Here is a 25,186-nt window from a genome sequence, read left to right as displayed (position 1 = left end):
TCGCTTTGCCTTATGCCGCCTTTCTGATGCGGACGGCATGTGTCGCTTTGAGCCAGTAGCCGAGAATATTACCGAGATATTGTGACGGCTTCGGCGGATATATTCCCGATCCGGCCAGGGCCGCCGCCGTATTGGTGCAGTCAAACCGCAGATTGTTTAATACATAAGGCTCGAAAATCATGATAACGTTTATAATCTTTTTTAATTTTCGCGGCAGGAAACGTGATACCCAATGAAAGATCGAGTTCTTGACATACCGGGGCCGTCGGATCGGTGCAGTTCCGTGAGCATGATTGATGTACTCAACGGTTTGAGAGACAATCTCTCCTACAGTCGGCTGATTATCTATTCCGGCAGTAATATGGTAAATTTTCCCGTGAGCGTCATGCGTCTTGAACATGATATGACAAATCGCCGCGGCGACATAATCGACCGGCACAATATCCAGAATCGAGGCGGAGGAGCAGGGAAGCACCGGCAATGTTCCCCGACAGATAAATCTCAAGGGTGCATAAATAACATTGAAGTTGTTCAGCCGTCCGGTTGCCGAATCACCGATGACAATGCTCGGTCGGAATATAGCGATGGGCAATTGCGGCATCAGGCTTCTGACATGCTGTTCCGCTTCCCACTTCGATTTTTCATAGTTGTTGGAAAATTGCGGATTTACCGGGATTTGGTCTTCATAAATCATATCACGGCTGCGGTCGCAAACATAGGCGGTGCTGATATAGGCAAGCTGTCTCAGGCGGCCGTGATTGTAAAGGCGCCGCGCAAGGGAGGTTATATTTTTTGTCCCTTCTATATTGGTAAGACGGGCCGTCTCGAACGGCTGGTCGAACTTTGTCCCGGCCGCGGCATGGATAATATGAGTGATTTCGGACTCAAGTTTACCGAGGCAGGATTCACTTAATCCAAGATTGGGACTGGTGATGTCGCCGCAAAGTACTTCAATCCGATCGGTAAATTCCGCCATACCCATATCCGAGTAAAGATTGCCGAAAGTCTTAAGAAGTCTTTTTTCGGCCTCGAGGCTGTTCCTGCCGCGCACAAGAAGGATTAATTTTGCGGCCGGATCGTCGCGCAGAATTTCGCAGGCGATCTTCCCGCCGATATTGCCGGTGGCTCCGGTTATAAAAATTGTCCTTTTCATGATTGTCACCTTTTCCATTTTTGTTGCTCCGGCGACTATAATTGCAACTGTGATGCCGGATATTCGCCAGCCCGGACATATTCTGTAACCCGTTGATTATTTGTGCTTTACGCGGATCACCCAACGTCACGGGGAAGACTAAGTGTGGCTATTTTATATCCATTCAATTAGCAGGTTGCCACTCAGGACGCCCGGGACATTTTGGCAGACCACTGTGCAGGCAAGCAGGCGGTTGATTTTTTCTGTTGCATTATTTCGGCCTGACCTCTATCATTTTGGTGGAAGTTTCGAAAAATATTCCAAATCTATCCGGATGGTCATCAATGACGGATGATGAGCCTCAAAAGAATTCAAGTGAGCCAAACGATGCTCTTCGTGAAGGGACGATCGTGTCCCATTACCGCATTCTTGAAAAAATCGGTTCAGGCGGAATGGGTGATGTCTATGCCGCCGAGGATCTTGGCCTGAAACGACGGGTGGCGCTTAAATTTCTGCCGGCTGCTATGACCGCTGACCCTGAGACGAGGCAGCAGTTTATAAGTGAAGCTCAGGCGGCGGCTGTCCTGAATCATCCGAATATTATTACGGTCTATGAAGTCAACGAGCATCAGGGCCGGCCGTTTTTTGCCATGGAGCATGTCGATGGTGTTACGCTCGACAAGTATATTCATGATACCGACATGAGCCTCCCCCAAATAATAGATGTTACCGTGCAAATATGCCGTGGTTTGAAAGAAGCGCATAAGCTTGGAATCATCCACCGTGATATCAAGCCAGCCAATATCATCATCGACAATTCCGGGCGCGCAAAAATCCTGGACTTCGGGCTGGCTGTAACTCACCGCGGCAGGGAGATTTCCGGCCTGACGTCGGGGACCATGGCTTATATGTCGCCCGAACAGATACAGAGCGGAAATATTACCGCCGCCTCCGATTTGTTTTCGCTGGGCGTCATGCTGTACGAGATGATCGCCGGGAAAAAACCATTTGCGGGCGAATATGAAGCATCGCTGGCTTATGCAATTGTCAATGATCAGCCACAGCCCTTGAACGAATTGAAACCTGACCTTCCGGACCAAATCATCGATGTCGTCAATCGACTGCTTGAAAAAAACCCGGATAACCGCTTTAGGGATGCCTGCGATGTCGTGGATGCCCTGCAAATGCAATGTTCACCGGAAGAAAACTTCCGGTTGGGAAAGTTTGGCCGGCGCTCCCGCCGGACATTTATAATTTCTGTCGTCGGTCTGATTGTCGTGGCGGCCATAATCTTCGGCGTTATGAGCAAATTCTGGAAACCAACCCCAGCCCAGAAAATCCTGGCGGTTCTCCCCTTTGAAAATCTTGGCGAAAAGGGCGATGAATACTTCGCTGATGGCATGACCGATGCCGTCACCATGCATCTGGCTAAATTCAGCGAGCTTGGCGTTATTTCCCGGACTAGTTCCATGCAGTATAAAAACACCGATAAAAATATCAAACAGATCGGGTTTGAACTTGGCGCCCAGTATATTATGACCGGAACCATTCAATGGGATAAAAGCCGGAATCCAAACCAGGTAAAGATCAGTGCCAGTCTCGTGCGAACCAGCGATGATACTTATCTCTGGACGGAATCCTATGAACGAGTGATCGACAAGGTATTCACTCTTCAATCGGAAATCGCCGAAAATGCAACACGGGCCTTGAATATCGCCGTAAGCAAGTCCGAGCGGCAGATGATGCAGCGTGAACCAACACAGAATCTGGCCGCCTATGATTATTACCTTAGAGGCAACGAATACTTCAATCGAAGCTGGGAAAAGGAGGATATCGAAATCGCCATCGGGTTATACCGGAGGGCAATCGAACTGGATCCTGAATTCGCCTCCGCTTACGCCATGCTTTCGCGGGCGCACGGAAGCATGTATTCGGAATTTTATGATCGCTCCGAACTCCGCCGAACGGAGGCAAGGAATGACGCCGTCAGAGCCCTGGCCATCGATTCGGATTTGGTCGAGGGACATCTGGCCATGGGGTACTGCCACTACTGCGAGATGAATTACCCGGAAGCTCTTAAGGAATTCGCAATAGTGCAAAAATTGCAGCCCAACAATCGTTATCTATACAATGCCATCGGGGCGGTACAAAGGCGGCAGGGCAATCTGAAAGAATCGGTCGAGAATTTTTCGCGCGCACTCGAACTTGACCCGTTGTCATACCTGAGAGCTTTCGATGTTGCGTTGACCTACGGTTTGATGCGCCAGTATGGCAAAGCTGAAGAATATCTTGACCGAACCATCCTCCTGGCCCCCGACTGGCCCCTGCCGTACGTGTACCGGGCATGGATTTACATTCTTCGTGACGGTGATGTAAAAGAAGCCAGGGAAATATTGTCGAGCGCCGCTGGTTATGTCAATTTTTCGACCTCGAAATATTACTGGTGGCTGGAACGCATTGTTGACGATGATTACGCTGAAGTCATCAGGGCGACCGCGCCCGGAACCGATACCGCCGCCTATTATATTCATTGCGCCCAGATGTACCGCCTCATGAATCAAGCTGACCGGGAGTATGCATACTCCGATTCGGCACGCATCATGCTTGAGAGGCGATTGTCCGCCGGGCAGGAGGAGGCCAGATATCACAGTTATCTGGGATTGGCTTATGCCGGGATGAGGCAAAAAGAACCGGCCATTTTTCACGGACGAAAGGCGGTCGAATTGCTGCCGACCAGCCGGGATGCTTTTGATGCCATATTTCTTATGGTCGATCTGGCGGAGATCATGGTTATTTTTGGAGAGTATGACGAGGCTGTAAGCCAGCTTGAAAATCTCCTGTCAATTCCCGGATTTATTTCAGTTTCCTATCTAAAACTTGATCCTCTATGGAAACCGCTTCGCGACAACCCGCGTTTCCAGCAATTGCTGCAAAGCGGTACCTGAGGCGGAAAAATTCTCAATTATATATCAATTCTCCGAGGTAATTCCGTAACGGATCATTTTATCTTTAAGACCCTTGCGGGTGAGACCAAGAATTTTTGAGGTTCTGAGGATATTGCCGTTTGTCTCTTTAAGAGTCGCGGTAATAATTTCACGCTCGACTTTCTCAATAATGTCGCGCATCCGGCCGCCGGCGCTTCCCCGGCCGACATCGCCGGATACGGAACCGAGAACTTCGGCCGAAAGATCGGTCGTATCGATCATGCCGTCGGTGTCGCTCAGCACCGCCGCCCGCTCCAATTCATTTTCGAGCTGTCTGACATTGCCCGGCCATGAGTACCGGACAAGGTTATCAAGCGCCGTCGGCGAGACCGACAGATCATCGCGTCCCAATTTTATTTTCAGTTTTCTGATAAAATGATGAATCAACAAATGTATGTCCTCGCGTCTCTGCGAAAGAGGCGGCATTTCAATCGTAAAGGTGTTGAGTCGATAGTACAGGTCGCGTCGAAAGTCCCCGCGTTCGATCTCTTCCTGAAGATTCTTATTTGTCGCCGAAATAATGCGCACATTGGAAAATTCTGTTTTGGTAGCTCCGACCGGCCTAATTTCGCCGGTTTCGAGAACGCGTAATATGGCCACCTGGGTCGAGAGCGGTGCATCGCCTATCTCATCCAAAAATATGGTTCCCCCATCGGCCTCTTTGAACAAACCCTTCTTGTCGCGATCGGCCCCGGTGAAAGCACCCCTGACATAACCGAAAAGCTCCGCTTCCAGAAGCGATTCGGTTTTCACCCCGCAGTTTTTGACCACGAATGGTTTATCTTTGCGGGTGCTGTTATAATGAATGGCCCGGGCAATCAATTCCTTTCCGGTTCCGGTCGGGCCGGTGATGAGGACAGGCGAATCATTGTGACTGACTTTCGAGGCGGTCATCAGGACCCTTTTAATGGCTTCCGATTTGCCGACAATATTCTCGAAGGAAAAAACCGAACCTATCTCAGATTGCAGACGGACATTCTCGTCGTGAAGCCGCCGCTGTGACAGTTTCAGTAATTCGTTTTTGCGGGCCACCTCTTCAAGCAACAGGGCATTGCTGAGAATCTGCGCCGACTGGGAAACAACGATCCCGGCCAGACGGCTTTGATCCTCATTGAAAGGACCCTTCGATTTGTCTCTGACGAGGGTGGTCAGTCCGATGACATCCCCCCGGACAACCATCGGACAGCAAAGGATCGATTTAAATTTCCCGTCATCGGAATCAAGCCCTTTAAATCTCTCATCAGAATCGAGGTCGGCAATTTTGAGGATTTTTTTCTCTTTTAATACCCATCCCGAAATCATGCTGCTGACGCGAAAAGGGATTTCACCTGGCGGCGACTTTTTGCCGCGGACGACGGTCACAAGATCCTCATCCTTTAATCTGGATATGAGATTGACGACCCCCTGCGAGGCATCAGTAATATCAACCAATTCATCAATAATGATAGTCATTATATGATTGGTTTCGCATACACGGCAAATTTTGTCTATTATGCGATTGATACTTCGCAATTCATCAAGGGCGCTTTGAAGGCCGCCTTTATTATTCTCTTCTGACAATATTAACTCCGGAGAAAATCACTCTGTCGTATTTAAAAAGCGTATCAAATTTTATATTGTCAAGTCGAATATCAAGCTGATCGGGCATCAACGATGAGATTGATACTAACCACCTGTATAGCTCATATCCATCTTGTTTAAGACATCGGGGCCTGCATCCAATACTGTATCTCATTGAAATACAATCATGTACAATTATCCGGCCGTGTCGCCAAATTCAGGCATCCGGCTTGCTATTCAAGCAAACTAAAGCAAAATAAATAAATTCCTCAGTTAAATTGGAAGGAGACCGGATGGAACAAAAAGCACGAAATTCCGCTGACAACAAATCAAAAAACTCACAGCAGGAGAGAAAAGAATGAAAACGCTATTTGTGTTTTTGGTCATCGTGGCTCTTGTGGTCGTCGGTTGCGAAAAGTCAATCGAACCTGTCGGCCATAGCGCCGCCAATGTTTCTGATATCGACGAGGAAATGTCGGCCCTGATGGCAACGGCCAAAACAACTGCCTTCTATCCGCCGCCCGCCGGATTGGTGACGGTCGGCTATGATGGAAACAATCTCGACTTCTGGCCCTACTCCGGAACCGATTTTTCCGGCACCCCGCAGGATCCCATCAATCTTATCTTCTGCGGCCATGCCGACCCGCGTGATATTCGCACCGCCCTGATGTCACTTGACGGCGACCGTACCGCCTTTGGATATCCGCCCGTACAGCCGTTCAACAGCACCTGGGAGGATGCCATCGGCGATATGCAGACCTCTTATGGTACCGGCGAAGGCTGGAACGGCAGCCCGGTTCAACTGGCCTGCGGACCCTACGGGCCGCTTCGCTTCCATATTCGCTTTTTCAAAATGGGCGAATGGACCGTGGCCAATGCCCATTTCGAAGTGCAGATTCCCGGCACCGCCGATCATCAGGTGCTGAGCTGGGAGAAGGCCGAGCAGTTCGTTATGGTCGATCTTATTCGAAGCGGATTGGTTGACCCGTCAACCGGAATTGTACCGACCGACCAGATCAATGATTCCCCGTTCCGCACGATCATGAAAGACATTTACAACGAACTGCCGCTCGAAATCCGCGGATTTATCGAGGGGCCGCTCGGCAATGTCGGCGCCGATGTTCCGATCGGCACCGACGGGCATGCTCTTGTCATCAACATCCTGGGCGCGCTTCCACCCGTAAGTAATGTCTATGTTCAGGACTTTATCATCAATTACGGACAGGTCGTGCCGCGCCCGTTCTGTTCCTCCGGGCCGATGGATTATGTTTACGTCGAAGGACCGGTACAGATGACACAGACCGTCAAAGTGGCCCACGATGGTTCCTATGCCATGGATTTTCAAGCTTCCGGTACTTTGACCGTCATTCCCTTTGACCCGATCAACATGGTTCCCATCGGCGATCCGTTGACAGCCGAGGTCCGTGAAACGCATGCCGGGCGGATGAATGAGTGGGGCGAGTGGTCATCAAGCGTCGTTTATCAGAAATTGATGCCGGTGACCGAGCCCGGTTCGGGGCGCTTGTTCAAGTGGCTCCATGTCGGCACGGGTGACCGTGACGGCTTTATGGCCAGCGTCTGGTGCGGGGGCGGCCAGTTTGCTTCCAAAGCCAATACCGAGGAAGCGGCGGGTATTTTGAGCGCCTCAAATATGCAGCAATAAATCTCTGACCATGCAGCCCGCCTATCATCGGGCCGGCGCCCCCCTCATGGCGCCGGCCTAATTTATTTAATTGTATTGATTAATTTACCTTACATCGTATCTTAAAAACATCACGAAGGCGCCGGCGAAGGCCAAGAGGATATAAAATATTATTATGCCGAAATCAACCAGGGCCGGCGATATTGCCTCGGCGAACACCACCCCCGGGACCGCAAACCGCGGCAGGCCGCTGATATCCAGATTCTCCTTGGTGCGGTCACCGCTCATGGTCATGCTTTGACTGCCGTCATCGCTTATTGTAAAAGCCAGCATCACCTTGCCGTTATCCCCCGTTTCATCCTGCTTCTGCTGAACGAATTTATAAAACTCGTTTCGATAATTGTTGATCGCCTCTTCGTAGCGATTCTTGATCTCGACATCGGTCCCGGCCAGCGACATTGCCCCCAGCTGGTAAGCGGCCACCGGCGAAATCCGCGACAGCGAAAAAGCCAGTTGCTCCTGACGAATTTTCCGCTGCCGAAGATCCTCGCGGAGCCTTAGTTCATGCTGCATGATTTCCGCCTCTATCTCGCGGTGCAGGGAATCTTCATACTGCATGATTTCCCACATTTTCTCCTCATCCAGTTCCACGCCATTCCCGGTCTGGTTGTACTTGTTCCACCTCTCTTCGGTGCCGCGCATGAATTCATCCCACTTGCTCTGGGCAAATCCGGTCAACTGGCCCTCGATTTCCGCTACCCGCGGAACATAGACCATGCTCCCGGCCGCCAGCACTCCCACCCTTGGTATAATCATGACGGCAAGAACCCAGACCACCAGGCTGATCAGAAATGATATCGATGAGGCTTTTGTGATCGAGGATATCAACACTCCCAGGACAATGAAGAACGTGAACAACCCCAGCGACAGACCCATGAAAAATATAATTTTCATCCAGTGATCGGCCGACAGCGGGACATTGAACAACATTATAAGGAGGAACCCGAGAAGGATCGGGATGCTGATCGGAACCACCAGTCCCAGCCATGCCCCGAAGCACTTGCCCATCAGAAAATTGGCGCGTGAAACGGCATTCGACATTATCAATTTCAAGGTGCCGTCTTCGCGCTCGCCGTTAACCGCATTATATGTAAACAAGATGGCGAACAGCGTCAGAATAAACTGGGTGATGAATGAAAAATCGAGAAAACGAAAGACCGAATAAATCGGGTCATCGGAATAGGCGCTGTTCTTAAGCTTGGCGCTTCCGCGGTTCGATACCGCGGACCACCGCCCGATATCATAATCGAGACCCGCCACGAAAATCTGCATCGGGTCCGGTTTGCGATAAACGGTCGTCGACATCCTACCCCATGACGTTTCCTGCCTTACTTCCTGGTCGACCATCAGGGCCGCGGCATCATACCGGGCCGACATCACCCGATATTCTTTAATTCCGGTATAAATCGAAAGCAGTATCAGAATCGAGCAGACCACAAACGCACCCACGAATTTGGGACTCGAAATGATCGCCCGCAGTTCTTTATTAATCAAAACTTTCAGCATATTTTTACTCCGTCGTTATATTCTATCTGACATCATAGCGGACAAAGGCCAGAAACGATCCCGCAAACAGAAACAGGTTAAGGATGCCCAGTAACCCAAGGTCAACAACGGCTGATTCGAATGAACTCTTGAAATCATCATTCGAGAATGTAAAGGCGGGCAGTTCGGTGGCATCTATCTGTTTTGGCTGCTCGTCCTCTTCGCCGCCGCCGCCGCTGCATGATTTCGAGGCGCGTATTTTCAGCATCCCGCCGGGATTGAGCCCGGTCTTCTCTTTTATGAATCTTCCATATTCGGCCTGATAGGCGAGCGCCTCATCATCAAACTTATCCTTCAAGTATATTGATGTTCCCGCCAGGTACGATGTTGCAAAGGAGAACAATGTTACCGGCGACAAGCGAGCCAGGGTGAAAGCCAGACTCTCCTGAACCCTTTGCAGATTATTCCGCTCTTCCCTCAGGCGTGAAGATAAAGCATTGAGTTTGGATTCGCGGATATTGGTCAATGAATCCATGTATTCATTGAATTTCATCATGGGATCTTCATTGGGGTTGGACGTGGCCGGGATCTCAATGTTGCGCATGCTTTCGCGGAATTCCTCGCCCAGCTGGATTGCCAGACTCGATTTCTGGTAAGCGATTTCATCGACCGACGGGACATCGACCGATCGCGCCGCCAGCAGCACCGAGGCCCGCGGTACGATGTGGACAAACATCACCCAGATGACGAGCAAAATCAGGAATGAACTGGAAGAACGATGAGTCAGGGCCGAGACAAAAATCGAAAGCGACAGAAAGACGCCGAAAAACAGAAGGCCGGCCAGGACAATCAAAAATAATCGGAGCCACTCCATCGCGGAAAGACTCATGCCGAGAATCAGAAACAAAAGCACGCCGACCAGTATCGCGATAACTATCGAAGTCGTCAGAGTCAGATATGACCCAAGCAGCTTGGCCATAATATATGTTCTCTTGGGAACAGCATTGGCAAAGGTCAGCCGCAATGTCCCCCGTTCTTTTTCTCCGCTGATGGCGTCATAGCCGAGAAGTATAGCGAATAGCGACAGGATCACAGCGAAAATAAATTCGAGATCGATAAATCGGAAAATCGCATAGATCGGATCCTCATTGAAGCGGCTGTCTTCGGTCGGGATATCGCCCCTTCCCGATATGACGGCGGTTCGCTCGATGTCATTCGATACGCCGGATACAAGGGCGGCCAGTGGTTCAGGCGGCAGAAAGACACGGACATCATTGACATCCATCCAGTCGGTGACACCCTCCAGCGCCCGCGCCTGTTCGGTCCTCGATGCATCATATTGCGCCAGACTCAACTTATGCCTGACTGCTCCGACATAGAAGGTTGCAATGATAAGCAGGGCGCAGACGCCGAACATAATAACGAATTTGGCTGATCCGGTCAAATCCCGAATCTCCTTTTCAATTAATATGCGTAACATCGACACCTCCGTGCTCCTGCCGAGTTGCATTCATCCCGCTCATATATTGCATGTAAAGCTGTTCCAGATCTTTATTGACAATATCACCGGCCGATTCCTGCATTATTATTCGGCCGCGATCCATAATAGCCACGACATCGGCGACCTCTTTCGCCCGAAAAATGTCATGGGTCGACATCAGAATGGCTTTATTTTCATCTTTGAGTGATTTCAGCAATTCGATAAACTCGCGCCCCGCTTTGGGATCAAGACCCGAGGTTGGTTCGTCAAGAAGAATCGCCGGTGCATCTTTCAGAATGGCGATGGCAATGCCGCATTTCTGACGCATGCCCTTGGAAAAACCCTTCAGCTTTTTATAATGAAATTCTTCGGCCAGCCCGACCCGAAACAAAACATCATGAAAGTCCGAGCGAGTGTACTGCTTTTTTCCTCCGATCCTGGAAAAGAATTCAAGGTTCTGCATCGCCGTAAAATTCGAATACAGCATCACATTTTCGGAAACAAAGGCGACATTCTCTTTCGCCTTCAGCGGCTCCCGATGCGTTACAAACCCGTTAATAAAGGCCTCTCCGGAAGTCGGCTCGATAAAATTGAGAAACAGATTTATGGTCGTTGTCTTGCCGGCGCCGTTCCCGCCAAGAAGGACGAAAATCTCTCCCGGCTTGACATTGAACGAGACCCGGTCCAGCGCCATGACGCCGTCTTCGTACTGCTTGGTAAGATTTATCGCTTCCAAAGCCGGAACATTATTTGAATTCTGATCTTTCATATATTTTCCTTTCAAGCTTATCGTCGTGACAGTCGAACGCCATAGGTGACCACACCGCCGACGATCGCCAGAATGAATATCACTATCAGGGCGGTTCCGATAATATTGGCCCGGGCACGAATTTCGATTGTGGCGATCTTGTCGGTACCGTTAATCGGCTGGCCATTGGACAGCGCCGATGTCTGGATTCTGACTTCATACTTACCCACCGCGATATCATCAGGAGGAGTAAATTTCAATTTTATCTTCGCCTCTTCGCCGATATCCAGTGAAGGTATCATTGACGGAATAATTTCCTTGGTCCAGTTCAGCGGCGGATCGGCCTTGATTTCGAGATGATCCAGCCGGCGGCTGCCTTCGTTGACAAGTTCAATGGTCATTTCGGCGCTTTCATCGGGCAGGATGGTATGGTACAACTGCGGCGCTCTGACATTCAATTCACCCTTGCCGCGGGGTATCAACTCAAGCCGGACATAGCCCACATCCAGGGCTTTCAGCTCGTCCTCGGTCCAAATCCGGGAAGCCACCTCATCGATATCCTGCAATTTATCATCGGGAAGAGCCAGAACGTAGAACGGAATCGATTCGTCCATTGAGACCTTGTCGGAGGCCCGATCCGGCAGGGTGATTTGCAGAATGGCCTTTTTGGTGCGCCCGGATTCCGTAAATTTAACCTGGCGCAGGCGAACCTGGCCGGTCTCGTTCTTGAAATAACGGCTGATCTGCTCCGGAAGATTAACGGCTTCCAGCGTGAAAGTATTATTGGTACCGCTGAAAAGTTCGAGGGTGAGATCATAGTACGCCGAACTACCCAGTTCGACTTCCTGGGAAAACTGCTCCGACTGCACCGCCACCCGGTTGACCGAAGCATCCTTCTGGAGAAATATCTTCATGCTTCGCTGGCTGCCGTTGCCGTAGATCATAAATACCGTCACGGCATCCAGATCCTGCAGCAGGGCAAAATCGACCTTCTGGGGCGCTCCATAATGAAGCTCATTTAATTTAATTTCATAGGGTTGACCGATAATAGCATTGCCATCATTCATAAGCGAGACATAGACATTGTGAATCACATCAGGCTGAAGCGCCCGAAACAGCTTATCTTCTATATTAATCAACTTCCGGAACTCCTCGGAACCTCCGGAAGTATTGGCCAGAGTCAGACTGACCCGCCTCGAACCATCGGCGTCATGATATTTGACAGCCGACTGCACCGAGATGTACTGCTCCTCGAACAGAACTGCCAGAAGCGACTGCTGGTAATTCACTTCGGAATCGACAAAAACACCCCTTGCCCTGTCAAGTTCAACCTGCGTTATCAGCTCTTTTTCGAAGAGTGATTTTTGTCTTTCATATTCCGACCGGGCCACATCATAGGCCTCTTTGGCTCGTTTGAGTCCAAGCAATCGGTACTGATCATCACGCTGGTTGAAGGCATTATATGTTTGTGCAGAAGCAACCGGACTGATAATCGAAAAAATCAGAACCAGTATTAAAGTTCGGAATAAATTATCGGAGGTCATCATTCACCTTTTTTCATGACGGCCTTTTGAAGCGGTCTTGCCTCAGGCTTGACAAAGGTCGTGGTCAGTTCCTTGCCGTCTCTTTGAATTTTCAGCTCGATTTTTTGCCCGATTTCTATCGCGCCATAGGCTTCATCCAATTTTTCCGAAGAGCCTATGGCCTGGTTATTCAATTGAAGAATTACATCGCCTCTTTCGGGAGCGGAACCATCGAATGGTATCTGTATCTGCTCGATAACATCCTCGACAATCAGATTACCCTCGCTTACCTTCAATAGAAGACCGGCATCCATAAGACCTGTCGATATATCGCCGCCGGGTCCGCCTGCCGTCATGACCATCATTTTGCCGGGCATCTTGCTCTCGTCGCCTTTGACCAATGCGGCAATCTTCATCTCCTTGCCCCGAATCAATCCCAGCTTGAGCTCTTCGCCGACGGTCAAAGAATTATATAATTCTTCCAGCGCCTTGACCGATTCGATTTTCTTGCCATTCGCCATTTTGATAATATCGCCGGCCTGGATATCGACTTCCTTGTAGTCTTTTAAACGATTATCCGGCGGCATGACCATCTGGACCTTGATCGTGTCATTTGTCTCCGTTACAATGCCCCCGATTTCCTTGAGCATAAAAACCGGTGAGTCCTCATCGAGGGTCATGGTCATCGTCCGGACCGTCTGCGCCCCGGAAATTTGGGCGCAAAAAACTAAAAGCAGCAGTGGAAGGATCTTGATTACTAGTGGTTTAGTAGTGCTGTTGGTGAACATTTTAATTTCCTCCGTTGGTTAATGTTTCTTCTAGTATGTCTTACTTGGAATTAAAGGCAGCGGTTTCTATTGTCTTAGTTAATTAATGTTATCAAATGTTAAGAAATGTTAAATTGGGTGCGGATTTTAATCAAAATGCGTATATTTGAACCATGAGACTATCAGGAAAAACAATCGGGTTGATTATAACCCTGATAACAATCTCGCTGACGGGCCTGGTTATATTTCAGGCTTCGCTTCTCAAAAGTTCCATAAGACTCAAGGAGCAGGCATTCAATGAAAATGTCGCCAGAGCGCTGGGAATGGTGACCGAAGGAATGGAGACCCGGCATGCTCTTCAGATTGTCATCGGGCTTTCCGGAACTGCTGATAACGGCGACAGCGTTACGGTCACCGCCGGTATCGGCGGTTCGATGCTCTGCGACAGCCTCGAGCCGCATATGCTGATGATCGCAAGGGACACCCTGCATGCCAAATATATTAAAAGTGATGATTCGATCTATTGCGACCTGCGTACGATCGACAGGTTCGATACATTGGTGACAACTGATACCGTCATGACGGACAGCAACGGTGGGCGTTTTCTTCGGGTCATGCATATTAAAGAATCCACGGATAGCATCGACAAGGCGTCTGCCGGCCCGATTGTGGCCGGGCAGGGCGGGCGGATCGACCTTCTGGAAAGGGCCATCAACCGCATCTATCAATCCGAAACAGTGCCGATCGAGGAACGGCTCGACTCCACCCTGATTGATTCATTGATCGGCTCGGCTCTGGCCGAATCCGGTATTGCTCTCGATTACCTTTTCGGCATTAAGTACGGCAATACAGATTCCCTGCTTATTGCCGCATCTGAATACAGGGATCAATTACTGGAATCCGATTTCCGGGTCAGGTTGTTCCCCTATGATGTTTTCAACCCGGTTACCGAATTATTGCTTTTCTTCCCGGACCGAAAGTTATTCATCTGGCAGCAGGTTATTCCGATATTGGCCACGATAACATTACTGATGGGAATTATAATTTTCTGCTTCATTTATACTATCCGGATTATTTTGGCGCAGAAAAGAGGCGCCGCCTTGATGACCGATTTTGTCAACAACATGACGCATGAATTCAAGACGCCGATTTCGACTATTTCGCTGGCCGCCGAGGCCATCATGCGGGCCGACATAGTTTCTGAAAAGGAAAAGGTGGACAACTTTTCCAGGATGATTCTTGACGAGAACAACAGGATGCGCCGGCAAACCGACAAGATATTGCAAATGGCGGCGCTGGAGGAAGGCGATTTCCGGCTAAAACTGGACAGGATCGATGTTCATGAAATTATCACGGATGCGGTCGCCCACATCACTCTCCAGGTGGAAAGCCGGGACGGGCGGATCACCAGTGAGCTTAAGGCCGAAGATCCTTTCATAAGCGGCGACAGGGTGCATATTTCCGGAATTATTTATAACCTGCTGGACAATGCCAACAAATACTCGCCGGATCATCCGGAAATATTGATTTCGACCATCAATGCCGATGGAGGAATATATATCCGCATAATTGATAATGGTCTTGGCATCAAAGATGAAGACCTCAAGCTCGTGTTTAATAAGTACTACCGCGTTTCGACCGGAAATATTCATGATGTCAAGGGATTCGGCCTCGGTTTGAGTTATGTCAAACTGATGGTCGAGGCTCACCGGGGGAAGATTACCCTGAAGAGCCAATACGGCCAGGGAACCCGCGTCGAGATATTTTTCCCGCTTGATAAGGGAGCCGAGTAATGGAACAGCCGGCCCCCGCTAGAATCCTTCTTCTCGAAGATGACCGTAATCTGGGTCTGGTCATAAGCGAACATCTTAAAATGAACGGCTATGAGGTTGTCTTATGCCGGAACGGCAATGACGGATTAAGGGAGTTCCGCGGTAAATCCTTTGATTTGTGCCTGGTCGATATAATGATGCCGGAGCTGGACGGCTTTTCTTTTGCCCGGCGCGTCAGAGAGGCGGGCGATGAAACCCCGCTTATTTTTCTGACCGCCAAATCGCTTCAGGAAGACAAGATTGAGGGATTCAAAATCGGCTGTGATGATTATATAACCAAGCCGTTCAGCGTGCAGGAGTTGTTACTGCGAATCCAGGCGGTGTTGAAAAGAACGAGCGGGGGTAATGCTTCATCGGGTCGATCTGAATTTGATATTGGCCTTTATAAATTCAACAGCAGGTCACAATTATTGACCGGCCCGGACGCGGAATTCAAGCTGACTTCCAAGGAGTCCGAGCTTCTCAAGCTGCTGTGCCTTAATATTAATCAGGTTCTCAAACGCCAGGTTGCCCTTAAAAATATTTGGGGAGATGAAAGTTATTTCAGCGGCAGAAGCATGGATGTCTTTATATCAAAACTCCGCAAATACCTGAAAAGCGACAGCAACATCGAGATAGTCAACGTGCATGGACAGGGCTATAAGCTGATTATCCATGATTAATCGATCGCAATAATGTTTGATATCGTGTTCCCCCCTTTCGCCCAGGGAACCTTTTACCGGATCTTTCCTGCCTTACCTCCAGTACCGATCAAGCCTGCCGGTGCATCCGTTTACCTTGCAGGTGTCGAAAATTTTCCTGGTCGGTCCGGCGGCATAGACATTGCCGCATTTCTTACATTGCAGCATCAACTTCTTGGGGCCGACCGTAAGGGTGTTGGCAAGAAATGACAATGATCCGTAACAACCATTTTTGCCGCATCGGTCTCCCATTTTCCGAGGCGGACTCATCACCAGATTTCCGCATGTCACGCATTTTAAAATCATATAAACAACTCCCTGTTAATGAAAAAGTCGATCAATTAAATATAGGCGGCCGATCTTTAAAACGCAAAACAATTATTTTATTTAACGCCAATGATTTGTGCCCGGCAACAAATATCTTCCTCTTACTTCATCGACCTCATTTTGATCCGAAACCGGGATTTTTTATGACCGGCAGAATAATATGTGACGGGTGTTCCCTGTCATGATAGATGGTCTGCTCGGCCGCGATGAACTCCGTTTCCATTTCATTGTGACCGCCGGTATTCAGATTGCGGGAAAACATCGGGAATGAGGCCGAAGCCACTTCCACGCGCAGCTTCTCCCCCGGCATAACGGTCAGGCCGGTCTGCCACATGTCGAGGTGATATTCATAAATCTTTCCCGGTTCGAGCAGTTCCGGTTTCGTCATCGAGTTATGGTACCGCGCCCGGATGACACCGTGCGTCAGCGGAAAGATCATGCCGCTGCTGTCGATTTTACTCAATTTCATAAACCAGTCGGTATCTTTGGCCGATGAGGCCGCATACAGGACCGCTTCGATTGGGCCGACAAAAGTCAGCGGCTCGGCCATCGGCGGCGTATCGTAAACCAGAATATCCTTACGCTCACTGTCAACTTTGGCATAGTATGCCCGCGCTCTCGCTATCGCAACCTCGATCGCCTCGGATTCAGTTGAATCGGCTTTTTCTTCGCCGTCATTATCAGAATCGAAAAATACATTCGGATCGGGTGTCGGGTCGGCCGGATCATAGGTATAATGATCGCTTGCGGCGACAGAATCCGCCGGGGTCTCAGCGCTCAACCAGCCGTCACCAAGCGAGCTGTTGGCCGAACCGCGGCTGGCCAGATAATACCTGGTGAATTCAGTCTCCGGCAGAGGATAAGTATTCCCGTACAGCCAGTCATTGGAACCCATCACGAACACCGAAACCAAAGGTTCTTTCTCGATTCCATTGTCGATTCCCAGCAGCCAGCGATCCATCCAGCGTAGATAACTCCGCTGCATATCGACAATGGCTTTGGGGCCGAAATCGGTATCATGCCGTCCGCGCCGGGTGGCTTCATCAGAATGCCCCCACGGGCCAAGAACAAGCTTTTGATTCGCATGACCGAATTTCTTCATGGTCAGATAATTCAATTTGGAGCCGATCCCATCGCCGTCATACCATCCCGATTGATGATAAACCGGTATATTTACATTTTCCAGACGGTTGAGAAAACAGACCCGGTTCCAGTATTCGTCAAGATCCGGGTGAGCGATCCAGTCGCGCCAGTACTTATTCTTTTTTTCGAGAACCACCGAATCCAGCTCCACCACCGGCAAATGCTTGAGCAGGGCGACATAGTCCCGCTTATTTATTTTGCTCATGATACTGCCGGATAAATCCCCGGTCGCCTCACTCTCGAGAATGTCGGCCCACCAGATGGCGCCTAAAGTAAAAAAGGCGCCGTACTCGTACGGTATATTGTAGTATGGGTCGGGCGGCGCCACATTGGGTATTATTGTTGTCAGGTGCGGCGGATTTTCTCCGGCCGCCCACCACTGCACCCAGCCGAGATAAGAAGCTCCGATCATGCCGACTTTGCCGTTCGACCATGGCTGTACGGCCAGCCATTCGATGGCATCATAGCCGTCTTTCGGTTCGTCAAAAAAAGGCACCCATTCACCGGGCGAGGAAAACCTCCCGCGGCAGTCCTGAACGGCATAAACATATCCCCGACGGGCAAAAAACATCGCCTTGATTTCATCCATCTCTTTCTTATAGGGGGTCCGGACCAGGATAACCGGGAACTGCCCCGCGGTATCCGGCCGATAGATATCGGTCGCAAGCTTGATCCCGTCACGCATCGGAACCGACACATTAGTATCGATAACCACCCCATACTTTGGCTGAGAGAGAAGCGAATCGGCCTCCTCGGAGACCATAAGAAGTTCGTACCCGTCGCGAACATAAGCTGCATGCTGGGCCGGAACATCCCCAAGGCAAAACCGCTTGTCGGCATCGACCCAGAGGGTAACATCGACCCCCGGCAATCCATAGCGATACTTGGTAAATTCCTGCAGCTTCCCCGAAACCTGCTTCTGGACCGTTTCCAGCCGCTCCAGACTGGCATCCATAATAATCGAGGGAACAATAAACAGCGGAAATGTCTGCTTGCCGCCAAGGTCCTGATCATATGCCAAAACCGCATGACTCATCAGTGCCGGACTGTAATTCTCGAATAGAACTGTTCCAGGTTTCATGGCCATAGTCGCAGAACTTCCCATGGCGTTTACTATTACGGAGTCACCCTGAATTTGAACGGTCACTTCCCCCTGCGGAGTCTGCATAATAATGGAATTCCAATAGCCGGCGCTGTCGACCTTGATTTCCATACTCGAAGAGACTTCCTGACCGGCCATTTTCAAAGTATATTCGCCGGTATATCCGCCGCCATCGTGCCAATTGAATTGCCCGGTAATAAGCGGCGTTTCATTGACATACAGGGTAAAACTTCCGGAATCCCGGAGAACATTCATGGGAAAAGCTTTGATACTCGAATCGACCGGATTATCGGAAAAGGCCGGGATATTGAACAAAAATATTAAGATTAGGACCAGAATGAATTTGGTGAGAACTTTCTTTTCCGACACGGAGTTAATTGTGCTGCCTTTCATAACCAGAATCTCCCTGAAAAAAATTTTTATGCTGCCGTTAAATTTAAAAAGAGATATTTCTCCTCCCCAAATATACTTACACTTCGAAAACATATTCAAATTAAGGGAAAAAAATCCGCCCATCCCATAAAAAAACCCTCCTTTTCAGGAGGGTTTTTAATAACAAAGTCAGGAATTATAATCCATACAGTTCGCCGTACTTGCTCTTAAGGTACGACATGGCATACTTATGGTCAAGCTTCTTGCCGGTGACAACTTCGACCAGCTTGGCGGCCCGGTAACGCTGACCGTGAGCATGGATATTCTTGTTCAGCCAGGCTTTCAGTTCGGTAAAGTTTCCGGACGCAAATTGATCGTCAAGATACCTGATATCCTCTTCCGCCTTGACATAGAACTGCGCGGCATAAAGATTGCCCAGCGAATATGTCGGGAAATAGCCGATCAATCCGGCCGACCAGTGCACATCCTGAAGACACCCCTCGGCATCATTTTTGGGCGTAATGCCGAAGTATTTCGTAAACCTGTCATTCCAGGTCGCCGGCAGATCCTTTGGCTGCAGGTCGCCATTGAGCAGGGCCAGTTCCAGCTCAAAACGAAGCATAATGTGCAGATTATAGGTCACCTCATCCGCCTCCACCCTGATGAATGACGGGCGCACATCGTTGATGGCGAAAAAGAAATCATCGAATTTGACATCGCTCAGATTTTCGGGAAACATCTGCTGGGCCCGCGGGAAGAAATGCTTCCAGAATGATTTACCGCGACCGACATGATTTTCCCACATCCGCGACTGCGACTCATGAATACCCAGCGATACCGCTTCGCCCCTCGGGATACCATAATGCGCCGGATCCAAACCCTGGTCATAGATGGCGTGGCCGCCTTCATGCAGCGTCCCGAAAAAGGCCTGCCCCAGATGATGCAGATTATAGCGGGTCGTTATCCGGGTGTCGCCGGGGCCAAGCCCGGTCGTGAACGGGTGCGCCGAAACATCGAGCCTCCCGGTGTGAAAATTAAGGCCGATGGCCGCTGCCGCTTCCTGCGAAAACAGTATCTGGCGGTCGATCGGATATTCTTTCTCAAGAATCGAGACCTTTGGTTTTTTCGGAGAATCGGCGATGGCGTGAACCAGATCAACCAGTTCCTGCCGAAAACCCTCAAAGATTCCCCTTATCATTTCCGTGGTCATACCGGGCTCGTAATGATCCAGAAGCGCGTCATAGGGCTCTTTTTTATAACCGAGGCAGTCGGCCTGCTCCCGTTTTAATTTGGCTATTTTCTCCAGATGCGGCAGGAATTTAGCAAAATCGCATTCCTTTCGAGCGACGACCCAGACATTCTGAGCGATGGCCGTCGTCCGCGAAAGCTCCTCGACCAGCCTCTGCGGAAGTTTGGTTTCCATGTCATATTGATGGCGCATTTCGCGCATATTGGATCCGGTATCGGAGAATTCATCCTTGACAAGGTCGGAACCTTCGACCGTCTTCAAGAGTTCGCCGACTTTGGGATCGACCGCCTTGCTGTGAGCCAGCCCCGACAGATAAGCGACCTGCTCGGCGCGGTGCTCTCCGCCCCCCTTGGGCATATAGGTTTCCTGATCCCAATGCAGCATTCCGGCACAACTGGCGATAAGGCTTACTTCTCTCCACTTTTCAACTAACTCTTTATAAGCTTTTTCGGCATTGTTTGACATAACAGTCTCCAATTGATTTTAGATTTAGGTGCCGCTAATATATAAAAAAACGGCCCAAATTGCAAAAGAACGCTTTCATATTTCACTTTCTACGCTACAATAAGGCAATTGTTGCCGGAGGGATAATTCTTTTAATTTTTATATAAAAAAAGGCCGGGTGTAACCCGGCCGTCGAGATAAAATAAGACTTCCCGCTCATCCCATAAAGGGATATTTGAAATACCGGGGAGTCAGGAAATTCTCTTTAATCGAGCGCGGCGATGTCCACCGAATCATATTCAGCCATGACCCGGCTTTATCGTTGGTACCGGATGCACGCGCGCCGCCGAATGGCTGCTGCGCCACCACCGCCCCGGTCGGTTTGTCATTGATATAGAAATTACCGGCCGCTTGCCGAAGCATCTTCGACGCCGTCACGACCGCTTTGCGGTCCCTGGCGAAAATGGCCCCGGTGAGAGCGTACGGCGAAGTCTCGTCGCATAATTCAAGAGTCTTTTCGTATTCATTGTCTTCATAGATATAGATAGTCATCACCGGCCCGAAAATTTCTTCTTCCATCAGCTTGAATTTGGGATTGGTCGTAACCACAATGGTCGGCTCGATAAACCATCCCTTGGAATCATCATAATGCCCGCCGCAGAGGAACTCGGCGTCGTTCGCCTCTTTGGTATAATCTATAAAGGCCACGATATCATTGTAGGCGCTGCGATCGATAATGGCATTGACGAAATTGCCGACATCCTCGACCCCGCCCATCTTGACATCTTTCATATCGACCTGCAGCTTCTCTTTAATCTTCGGCCAGAGTGATTTGGGAATATAACTGCGCGAAGCCGCGGAGCATTTCTGCCCCTGGAACTCAAAGGCGCCCCGGATAATGGCCGTCGCCACTTCCTCGACATTGGCCGAATTATGCACGAAGATGAAATCCTTGCCGCCGGTCTCACCGACTATGCGCGGATATGACTTATATTTGGCGATATTCGTTCCGACCGTTTTCCACATGGTCTGAAACACGCCGGTCGAACCGGTGAAATGAATTCCGGCCAGATCCGGACTCTTAAGAACATACTCGCCGACATCGGCGCCGCGGGCGGTGACCATATTGACGACGCCGTCCGGAAGCCCCGCTTCTTTGAGAATCTGCATTATGATGTAAGCGGTGTAGGTCACCGACGAAGCCGGTTTCCAGATCACCGTGTTGCCCATGATCGCCGGGGCGGTCGGCAGGTTGCCGGCAATCGAAACAAAGTTAAACGGTGTCACCGCAAAAATAAATCCTTCCAGCGGGCGGTAGTCGAGCCTGTCCCAGATACCTTTGGCATTATCCGGCTGCATATTGAATATCTGTTCGGCATAATAAACATTGTAACGGAAGAAATCGGCCAGTTCGCAGACGGCATCGATTTCGGCCTGAAAAATCGACTTACTGTGCGCCAGCATGGTGGCGGCATTCATTTTATACCGATATGGTCCGGTGAGAAGATCGGCCGCTTTCAGAAAAATCGCCGCTTTTTCTTCCCACGGAAGGAATTCCCAGTCTTTCTTGGCTTTGGCGGCGGCGTTGATGGCCATCTCAATCTGCTCTTTACCGCCCTGATAATATTGCCCCAACTCCAGCGAGTGATCATGTGGAGAGGTTATTTTAATGGGATCGCCAACCCGGATCTCCTGACCACCGATAACCATCGGAACGTCTATTTTCTGTGCCTTAAGATCGGCGACAGCTTTATCAATCCCGGCTCTTTCCGCCGAACCCGGTTTATAATCAAGGACCGGTTCGTTTTTCGGGATTGGTACTTTGAAGTTTCCCATTCTTGCTAATCCTCCGTAAAATTAAATCATTTATATAAAACATCTATTAATATTGGTCGAGATGATGCCACTCGGCGTCTTCGAGCCATTGCTTGGGACGGTCGATAAACTGCAAGACATGCTCGATCAGGGCCCAATGCTTGTGCTCTTCATCCGCGATTACTTTCAGAGTCTTTTTGACATCGTTGTTGGTTTCTTCTTCAGCCTTAATACGATAAAAGTCTTCCGATTTCTTTTCCACTTTCTGCGCTTCTTCCCAGGCGGAACGGATATCGGAAGTAAACTCAAACTTCTTACCGCTTGTGGCTATTTGCTGAAATACATTCTGGGCCGTTTCCAGCACCTTGGTTCCGGTCGTTTTCAATTCCGCGACGCCCGAAAAATCGCCCTCGCTGAATTTCTTGAAAATGTTGTAATGTTTCAGTTCATCATTGGCCAAGTCCAGCAAAATCTTCTTAATCGAAGCATTGCCCGCATTCTGGGCCATTTTTTCATAATATGCCTTGCCGTCCTGCTCCATCTTCATGGCAAATTCAAAGACATTCATTTTCCACTCCTTCTATTTTATTCATTTCATAGACCAATTAAATTACATACGCGTCTGCTAATTTACAAGATTGTCGGAAATCCGCAAGTAACATTGTGGAGAAAATCGCCATTTATTTTTCCTTGGGATTATCGGGCGGAGATTGTATAATATGGTTTCCGGCCAGGGGTTATAGATGACAATCTTGAGCCGGATTTGAAGATTGCAATTATAAAAATAGGAGTTGTTCTAATGAGCTCAACCGTTTCGACTTCCAAAGCGCCGACCTGGGATATGGATTCCATATTTCCGGGTGGAAGTAGTTCAACCAAATATGCCGAATTCAGAAAAAAAATAAAAATCGATCTGAAAAGCGCCTTCAAAAATCTCAAGTCGCTGCCCCAAAAATATAATCGATCCAGCCGTCCGGCCTGGATCGATTATATTAATAAATTGCAGAAGTTATCGGACCGGCTGTCGCAGGCCCACGCCTTTGTCGAATGTCTGGTAAATGCCGATGTCAACGATGCCAAAGCCAGACAGATTTTCGGTGAAATCGATGTTTTCAACGCCGAAATGGAAAAAATCGGGGTGATGCTTGAAGCCTTCGCCAAAAAGCAGCCCGACAAAGAATGGCAAAAACTGGTGACCGGTGATGAACTGAAGGATTGCCGGTTTTATCTCGATGAAATGCGCCGTATTGCCAAAATGAAAATGGAACCGGAATTCGAGGCCATGGCCGCCGAATTGTCGGTCAACGGGTATCATGCGTGGAACCGCCTGTATAATAAAATCTACGGCGATGTGCGGGTCGAATTTACCGAAAAAAACAAGACCGAAACACTTTCGGTCGGCCAATTGGCCAATAAGATGACCAGCCCCGACCGCAGTATCAGGCGACAATCATTTGAGAAACTTGAGGCGGCCTGGGAGAATCGTTCGGCCGAGGCATCGATGGCGCTCAATTTTCAGGCCGGGTTTCGCCTCTCGCTTTATGAACGCCGCAAGTGGGACTCACCGCTGATCGAACCGCTTTTGATGTGCCGCGTCAAAAAAGAAACCATTGACGCCATGTGGAGTGCGGTCGGACAGGCGGCGCCCAAAATCCGGAAATATATCAAGGCCAAAAAGAAACTGCTTGGCCTTGATGCCTATCGCTGGTACGACCAGTGGGCGCCGGTTGGTGCATCCGAGAAAATATATACCTTCAAAGAAGCGGCCGACCTGATTGTCGGTAACATTACCGCCTTCAATAAGGATCAGGCCGATTTCACCCGTATGGCTGTCGAGAAGCGCTGGGTGGAGGCCGAGGATCGTCCCGGCAAGGGCGGCGGCGCTTTCTGCAGCCCGTTCCGCCAGGCCAAACAGAGTCGCGTTATGATGACCTATAGCGGAAATTTCGACAGCCTCGCCACCCTGGCACATGAACTCGGCCATGCCTACCATCAGTGGCTCCGAAAAGATATGCCGTCTTTTGCCGCCGGTTCACCGATGCCGCTTTCCGAGACCGCTTCGATTTTCAACGAGTTTCTCATCATCGATTCCGAATTGAACAAGACTGATGATATCAACACAAAGTTGATGTTCCTCGACATGAAACTTCAGAATGCCGCCACGCTTTTCTGCAATCTGCATGCCCGCTTTATTTTCGACAACGCTTTCTATGCCGAACGCAGGAATGGCCTGGTTTCTAAAGAGCGGCTCGATGAGATGATGGTTGAAGCTCAAAAAGCGGCCTTTATGGGTACACTTGCCGATGACGGCTATCATCCGCTGTTCTGGGCCTCGAAACTGCATTTCTTCCTGACCGATGTCCCCTATTACAATTTCCCCTATACTTTCGGTTTTCTCTTCGCCGGCGGCGTTTATAATCGCGCCAAAACTGAAGGACCGGCCTTCGCGGAAAAATATATTAAACTTCTGTCCGGCACCGGGCTCGGCTCCAGCGAACAGACGGCCAAGAAGCACATGGGAGTCGATCTGACCAAAGAAGATTTCTGGCTGGAATCGGTCAACCGTATCATGTCCGATACCGAACCATTTGTGCGACTGGTGGAAAAGATAAAACGGTGACACCGGCCGGGTATTTTTAATTCCTGGAGATGCCGGGTCCTATGACCCGGCATTTCGTTTATATACGCAATTGAATTATTCCAGGCGTAATATTCATGGCTTGCTGTCGGAGATTAAAGTTACTTGACAAAAACCTTTATTGTGGAATTTTTATTCTATTACAAATATCTTTAACCGTATCAAACTGTAAATAAATATAAACAATAAAAAAGGATGTTTTT

The 25,186-nt window shown here is 49.6% G+C and carries 17 protein-coding genes; 5 read left to right on the top strand and 12 right to left on the bottom strand.

Translation table 11 applies throughout. The features are described 5' to 3' along the window. Window positions 1-10: 10 nt before the first annotated feature. Window positions 11-1,171, bottom strand: coding sequence for a hypothetical protein (locus CVT49_07730; protein PKK83637.1), 1,161 nt, complete (start codon window positions 1,169-1,171; stop codon window positions 11-13). A 227-nt stretch (window positions 1,172-1,398) separates the two neighbouring features. Here CVT49_07730 and CVT49_07725 point away from each other — a divergent pair, with 227 nt between their 5' ends. Then, window positions 1,399-4,077 carry a hypothetical protein gene (locus CVT49_07725; protein ID PKK83636.1) on the top strand — a complete coding sequence of 893 codons (2,679 nt, stop codon included), beginning with the start codon at window positions 1,399-1,401 and terminating at the stop codon, window positions 4,075-4,077. A 24-nt stretch (window positions 4,078-4,101) separates the two neighbouring features. Here CVT49_07725 and CVT49_07720 read toward each other — a convergent pair whose 3' ends face one another. Continuing rightward, complete coding sequence (locus CVT49_07720; GenBank protein ID PKK83635.1) at window positions 4,102-5,676, bottom strand: hypothetical protein; 1,575 nt, start codon at window positions 5,674-5,676, stop codon at window positions 4,102-4,104. Between the two features lie 358 nt (window positions 5,677-6,034). On the opposite strand from CVT49_07720, the gene CVT49_07715 reads away from it, so the two are divergent. Continuing rightward, window positions 6,035-7,339, top strand: a complete 1,305-nt coding sequence (locus CVT49_07715; protein PKK83634.1) for a hypothetical protein — start codon at window positions 6,035-6,037, stop codon at window positions 7,337-7,339. Between the two features lie 84 nt (window positions 7,340-7,423). Here CVT49_07715 and CVT49_07710 read toward each other — a convergent pair whose 3' ends face one another. The 5 genes from CVT49_07710 to CVT49_07690 are packed head-to-tail and all read right to left on the bottom strand — an operon-like array spanning window position 7,424 to window position 13,402. Further along, complete coding sequence (locus tag CVT49_07710) at window positions 7,424-8,884, bottom strand: hypothetical protein (protein PKK83633.1); 1,461 nt, start codon at window positions 8,882-8,884, stop codon at window positions 7,424-7,426. A 22-nt stretch (window positions 8,885-8,906) separates the two neighbouring features. Then, window positions 8,907-10,373: a hypothetical protein gene (locus tag CVT49_07705; GenBank protein ID PKK83632.1), complete on the bottom strand. Its 1,467-nt coding sequence runs from the start codon at window positions 10,371-10,373 to the stop codon at window positions 8,907-8,909. Next, window positions 10,324-11,112 carry an ABC transporter ATP-binding protein gene (locus CVT49_07700; protein ID PKK83631.1) on the bottom strand — a complete coding sequence of 263 codons (789 nt, stop codon included), beginning with the start codon at window positions 11,110-11,112 and terminating at the stop codon, window positions 10,324-10,326. The genes CVT49_07705 and CVT49_07700 overlap by 50 nt, the downstream gene beginning before the upstream one ends. Window positions 11,113-11,129: 17 nt before the next feature. Next, complete coding sequence (locus tag CVT49_07695) at window positions 11,130-12,638, bottom strand: hypothetical protein (GenBank protein ID PKK83630.1); 1,509 nt, start codon at window positions 12,636-12,638, stop codon at window positions 11,130-11,132. After that, window positions 12,635-13,402 (bottom strand): hypothetical protein, encoded by a 768-nt coding sequence (locus tag CVT49_07690; protein PKK83629.1) that lies wholly within the window; start codon window positions 13,400-13,402, stop codon window positions 12,635-12,637. Before CVT49_07690 ends, CVT49_07695 begins: the two co-directional genes overlap by 4 nt. A gap of 152 nt (window positions 13,403-13,554) precedes the next feature. On the opposite strand from CVT49_07690, the gene CVT49_07685 reads away from it, so the two are divergent. Both CVT49_07685 and CVT49_07680 read left to right on the top strand, forming a co-directional pair. Then, window positions 13,555-15,174: a hypothetical protein gene (locus CVT49_07685; protein ID PKK83628.1), complete on the top strand. Its 1,620-nt coding sequence runs from the start codon at window positions 13,555-13,557 to the stop codon at window positions 15,172-15,174. Further along, window positions 15,174-15,875, top strand: coding sequence for a DNA-binding response regulator (locus tag CVT49_07680; GenBank protein ID PKK83627.1), 702 nt, complete (start codon window positions 15,174-15,176; stop codon window positions 15,873-15,875). The genes CVT49_07685 and CVT49_07680 overlap by 1 nt, the downstream gene beginning before the upstream one ends. Before the next feature lie 72 nt (window positions 15,876-15,947). Here CVT49_07680 and CVT49_07675 read toward each other — a convergent pair whose 3' ends face one another. From CVT49_07675 to CVT49_07655, 5 genes are all read right to left on the bottom strand, one after another. Next, window positions 15,948-16,199, bottom strand: a complete 252-nt coding sequence (locus CVT49_07675; GenBank protein ID PKK83626.1) for a hypothetical protein — start codon at window positions 16,197-16,199, stop codon at window positions 15,948-15,950. A gap of 136 nt (window positions 16,200-16,335) precedes the next feature. After that, window positions 16,336-18,981 (bottom strand): hypothetical protein, encoded by a 2,646-nt coding sequence (locus CVT49_07670; protein ID PKK83625.1) that lies wholly within the window; start codon window positions 18,979-18,981, stop codon window positions 16,336-16,338. 52 nt (window positions 18,982-19,033) lie between these two features. After that, window positions 19,034-20,551: a carboxypeptidase M32 gene (locus CVT49_07665; protein PKK83624.1), complete on the bottom strand. Its 1,518-nt coding sequence runs from the start codon at window positions 20,549-20,551 to the stop codon at window positions 19,034-19,036. Window positions 20,552-20,746: 195 nt separating this feature from the next. Then, window positions 20,747-22,366, bottom strand: a complete 1,620-nt coding sequence (gene pruA, locus CVT49_07660; protein ID PKK83623.1) for a 1-pyrroline-5-carboxylate dehydrogenase — start codon at window positions 22,364-22,366, stop codon at window positions 20,747-20,749. Between the two features lie 46 nt (window positions 22,367-22,412). Next, entirely contained in the window at window positions 22,413-22,913 is a 501-nt protein-coding gene (locus CVT49_07655; GenBank protein ID PKK83622.1) for a hypothetical protein, read from the bottom strand. Window positions 22,914-23,144: 231 nt separating this feature from the next. On the opposite strand from CVT49_07655, the gene CVT49_07650 reads away from it, so the two are divergent. After that, a complete protein-coding gene (locus CVT49_07650; GenBank protein PKK83621.1) occupies window positions 23,145-24,965 on the top strand; it encodes an oligoendopeptidase in 1,821 nt (606 codons plus the stop codon). Window positions 24,966-25,186: the final 221 nt, after the last annotated feature.

The sequence above is a fragment of the candidate division Zixibacteria bacterium HGW-Zixibacteria-1 genome (assembly GCA_002838945.1).
Classification (GTDB): Bacteria; Zixibacteria; MSB-5A5; order GN15; family PGXB01; genus PGXB01.
This window is presented reverse-complemented; position numbering and strand designations above follow the sequence as displayed.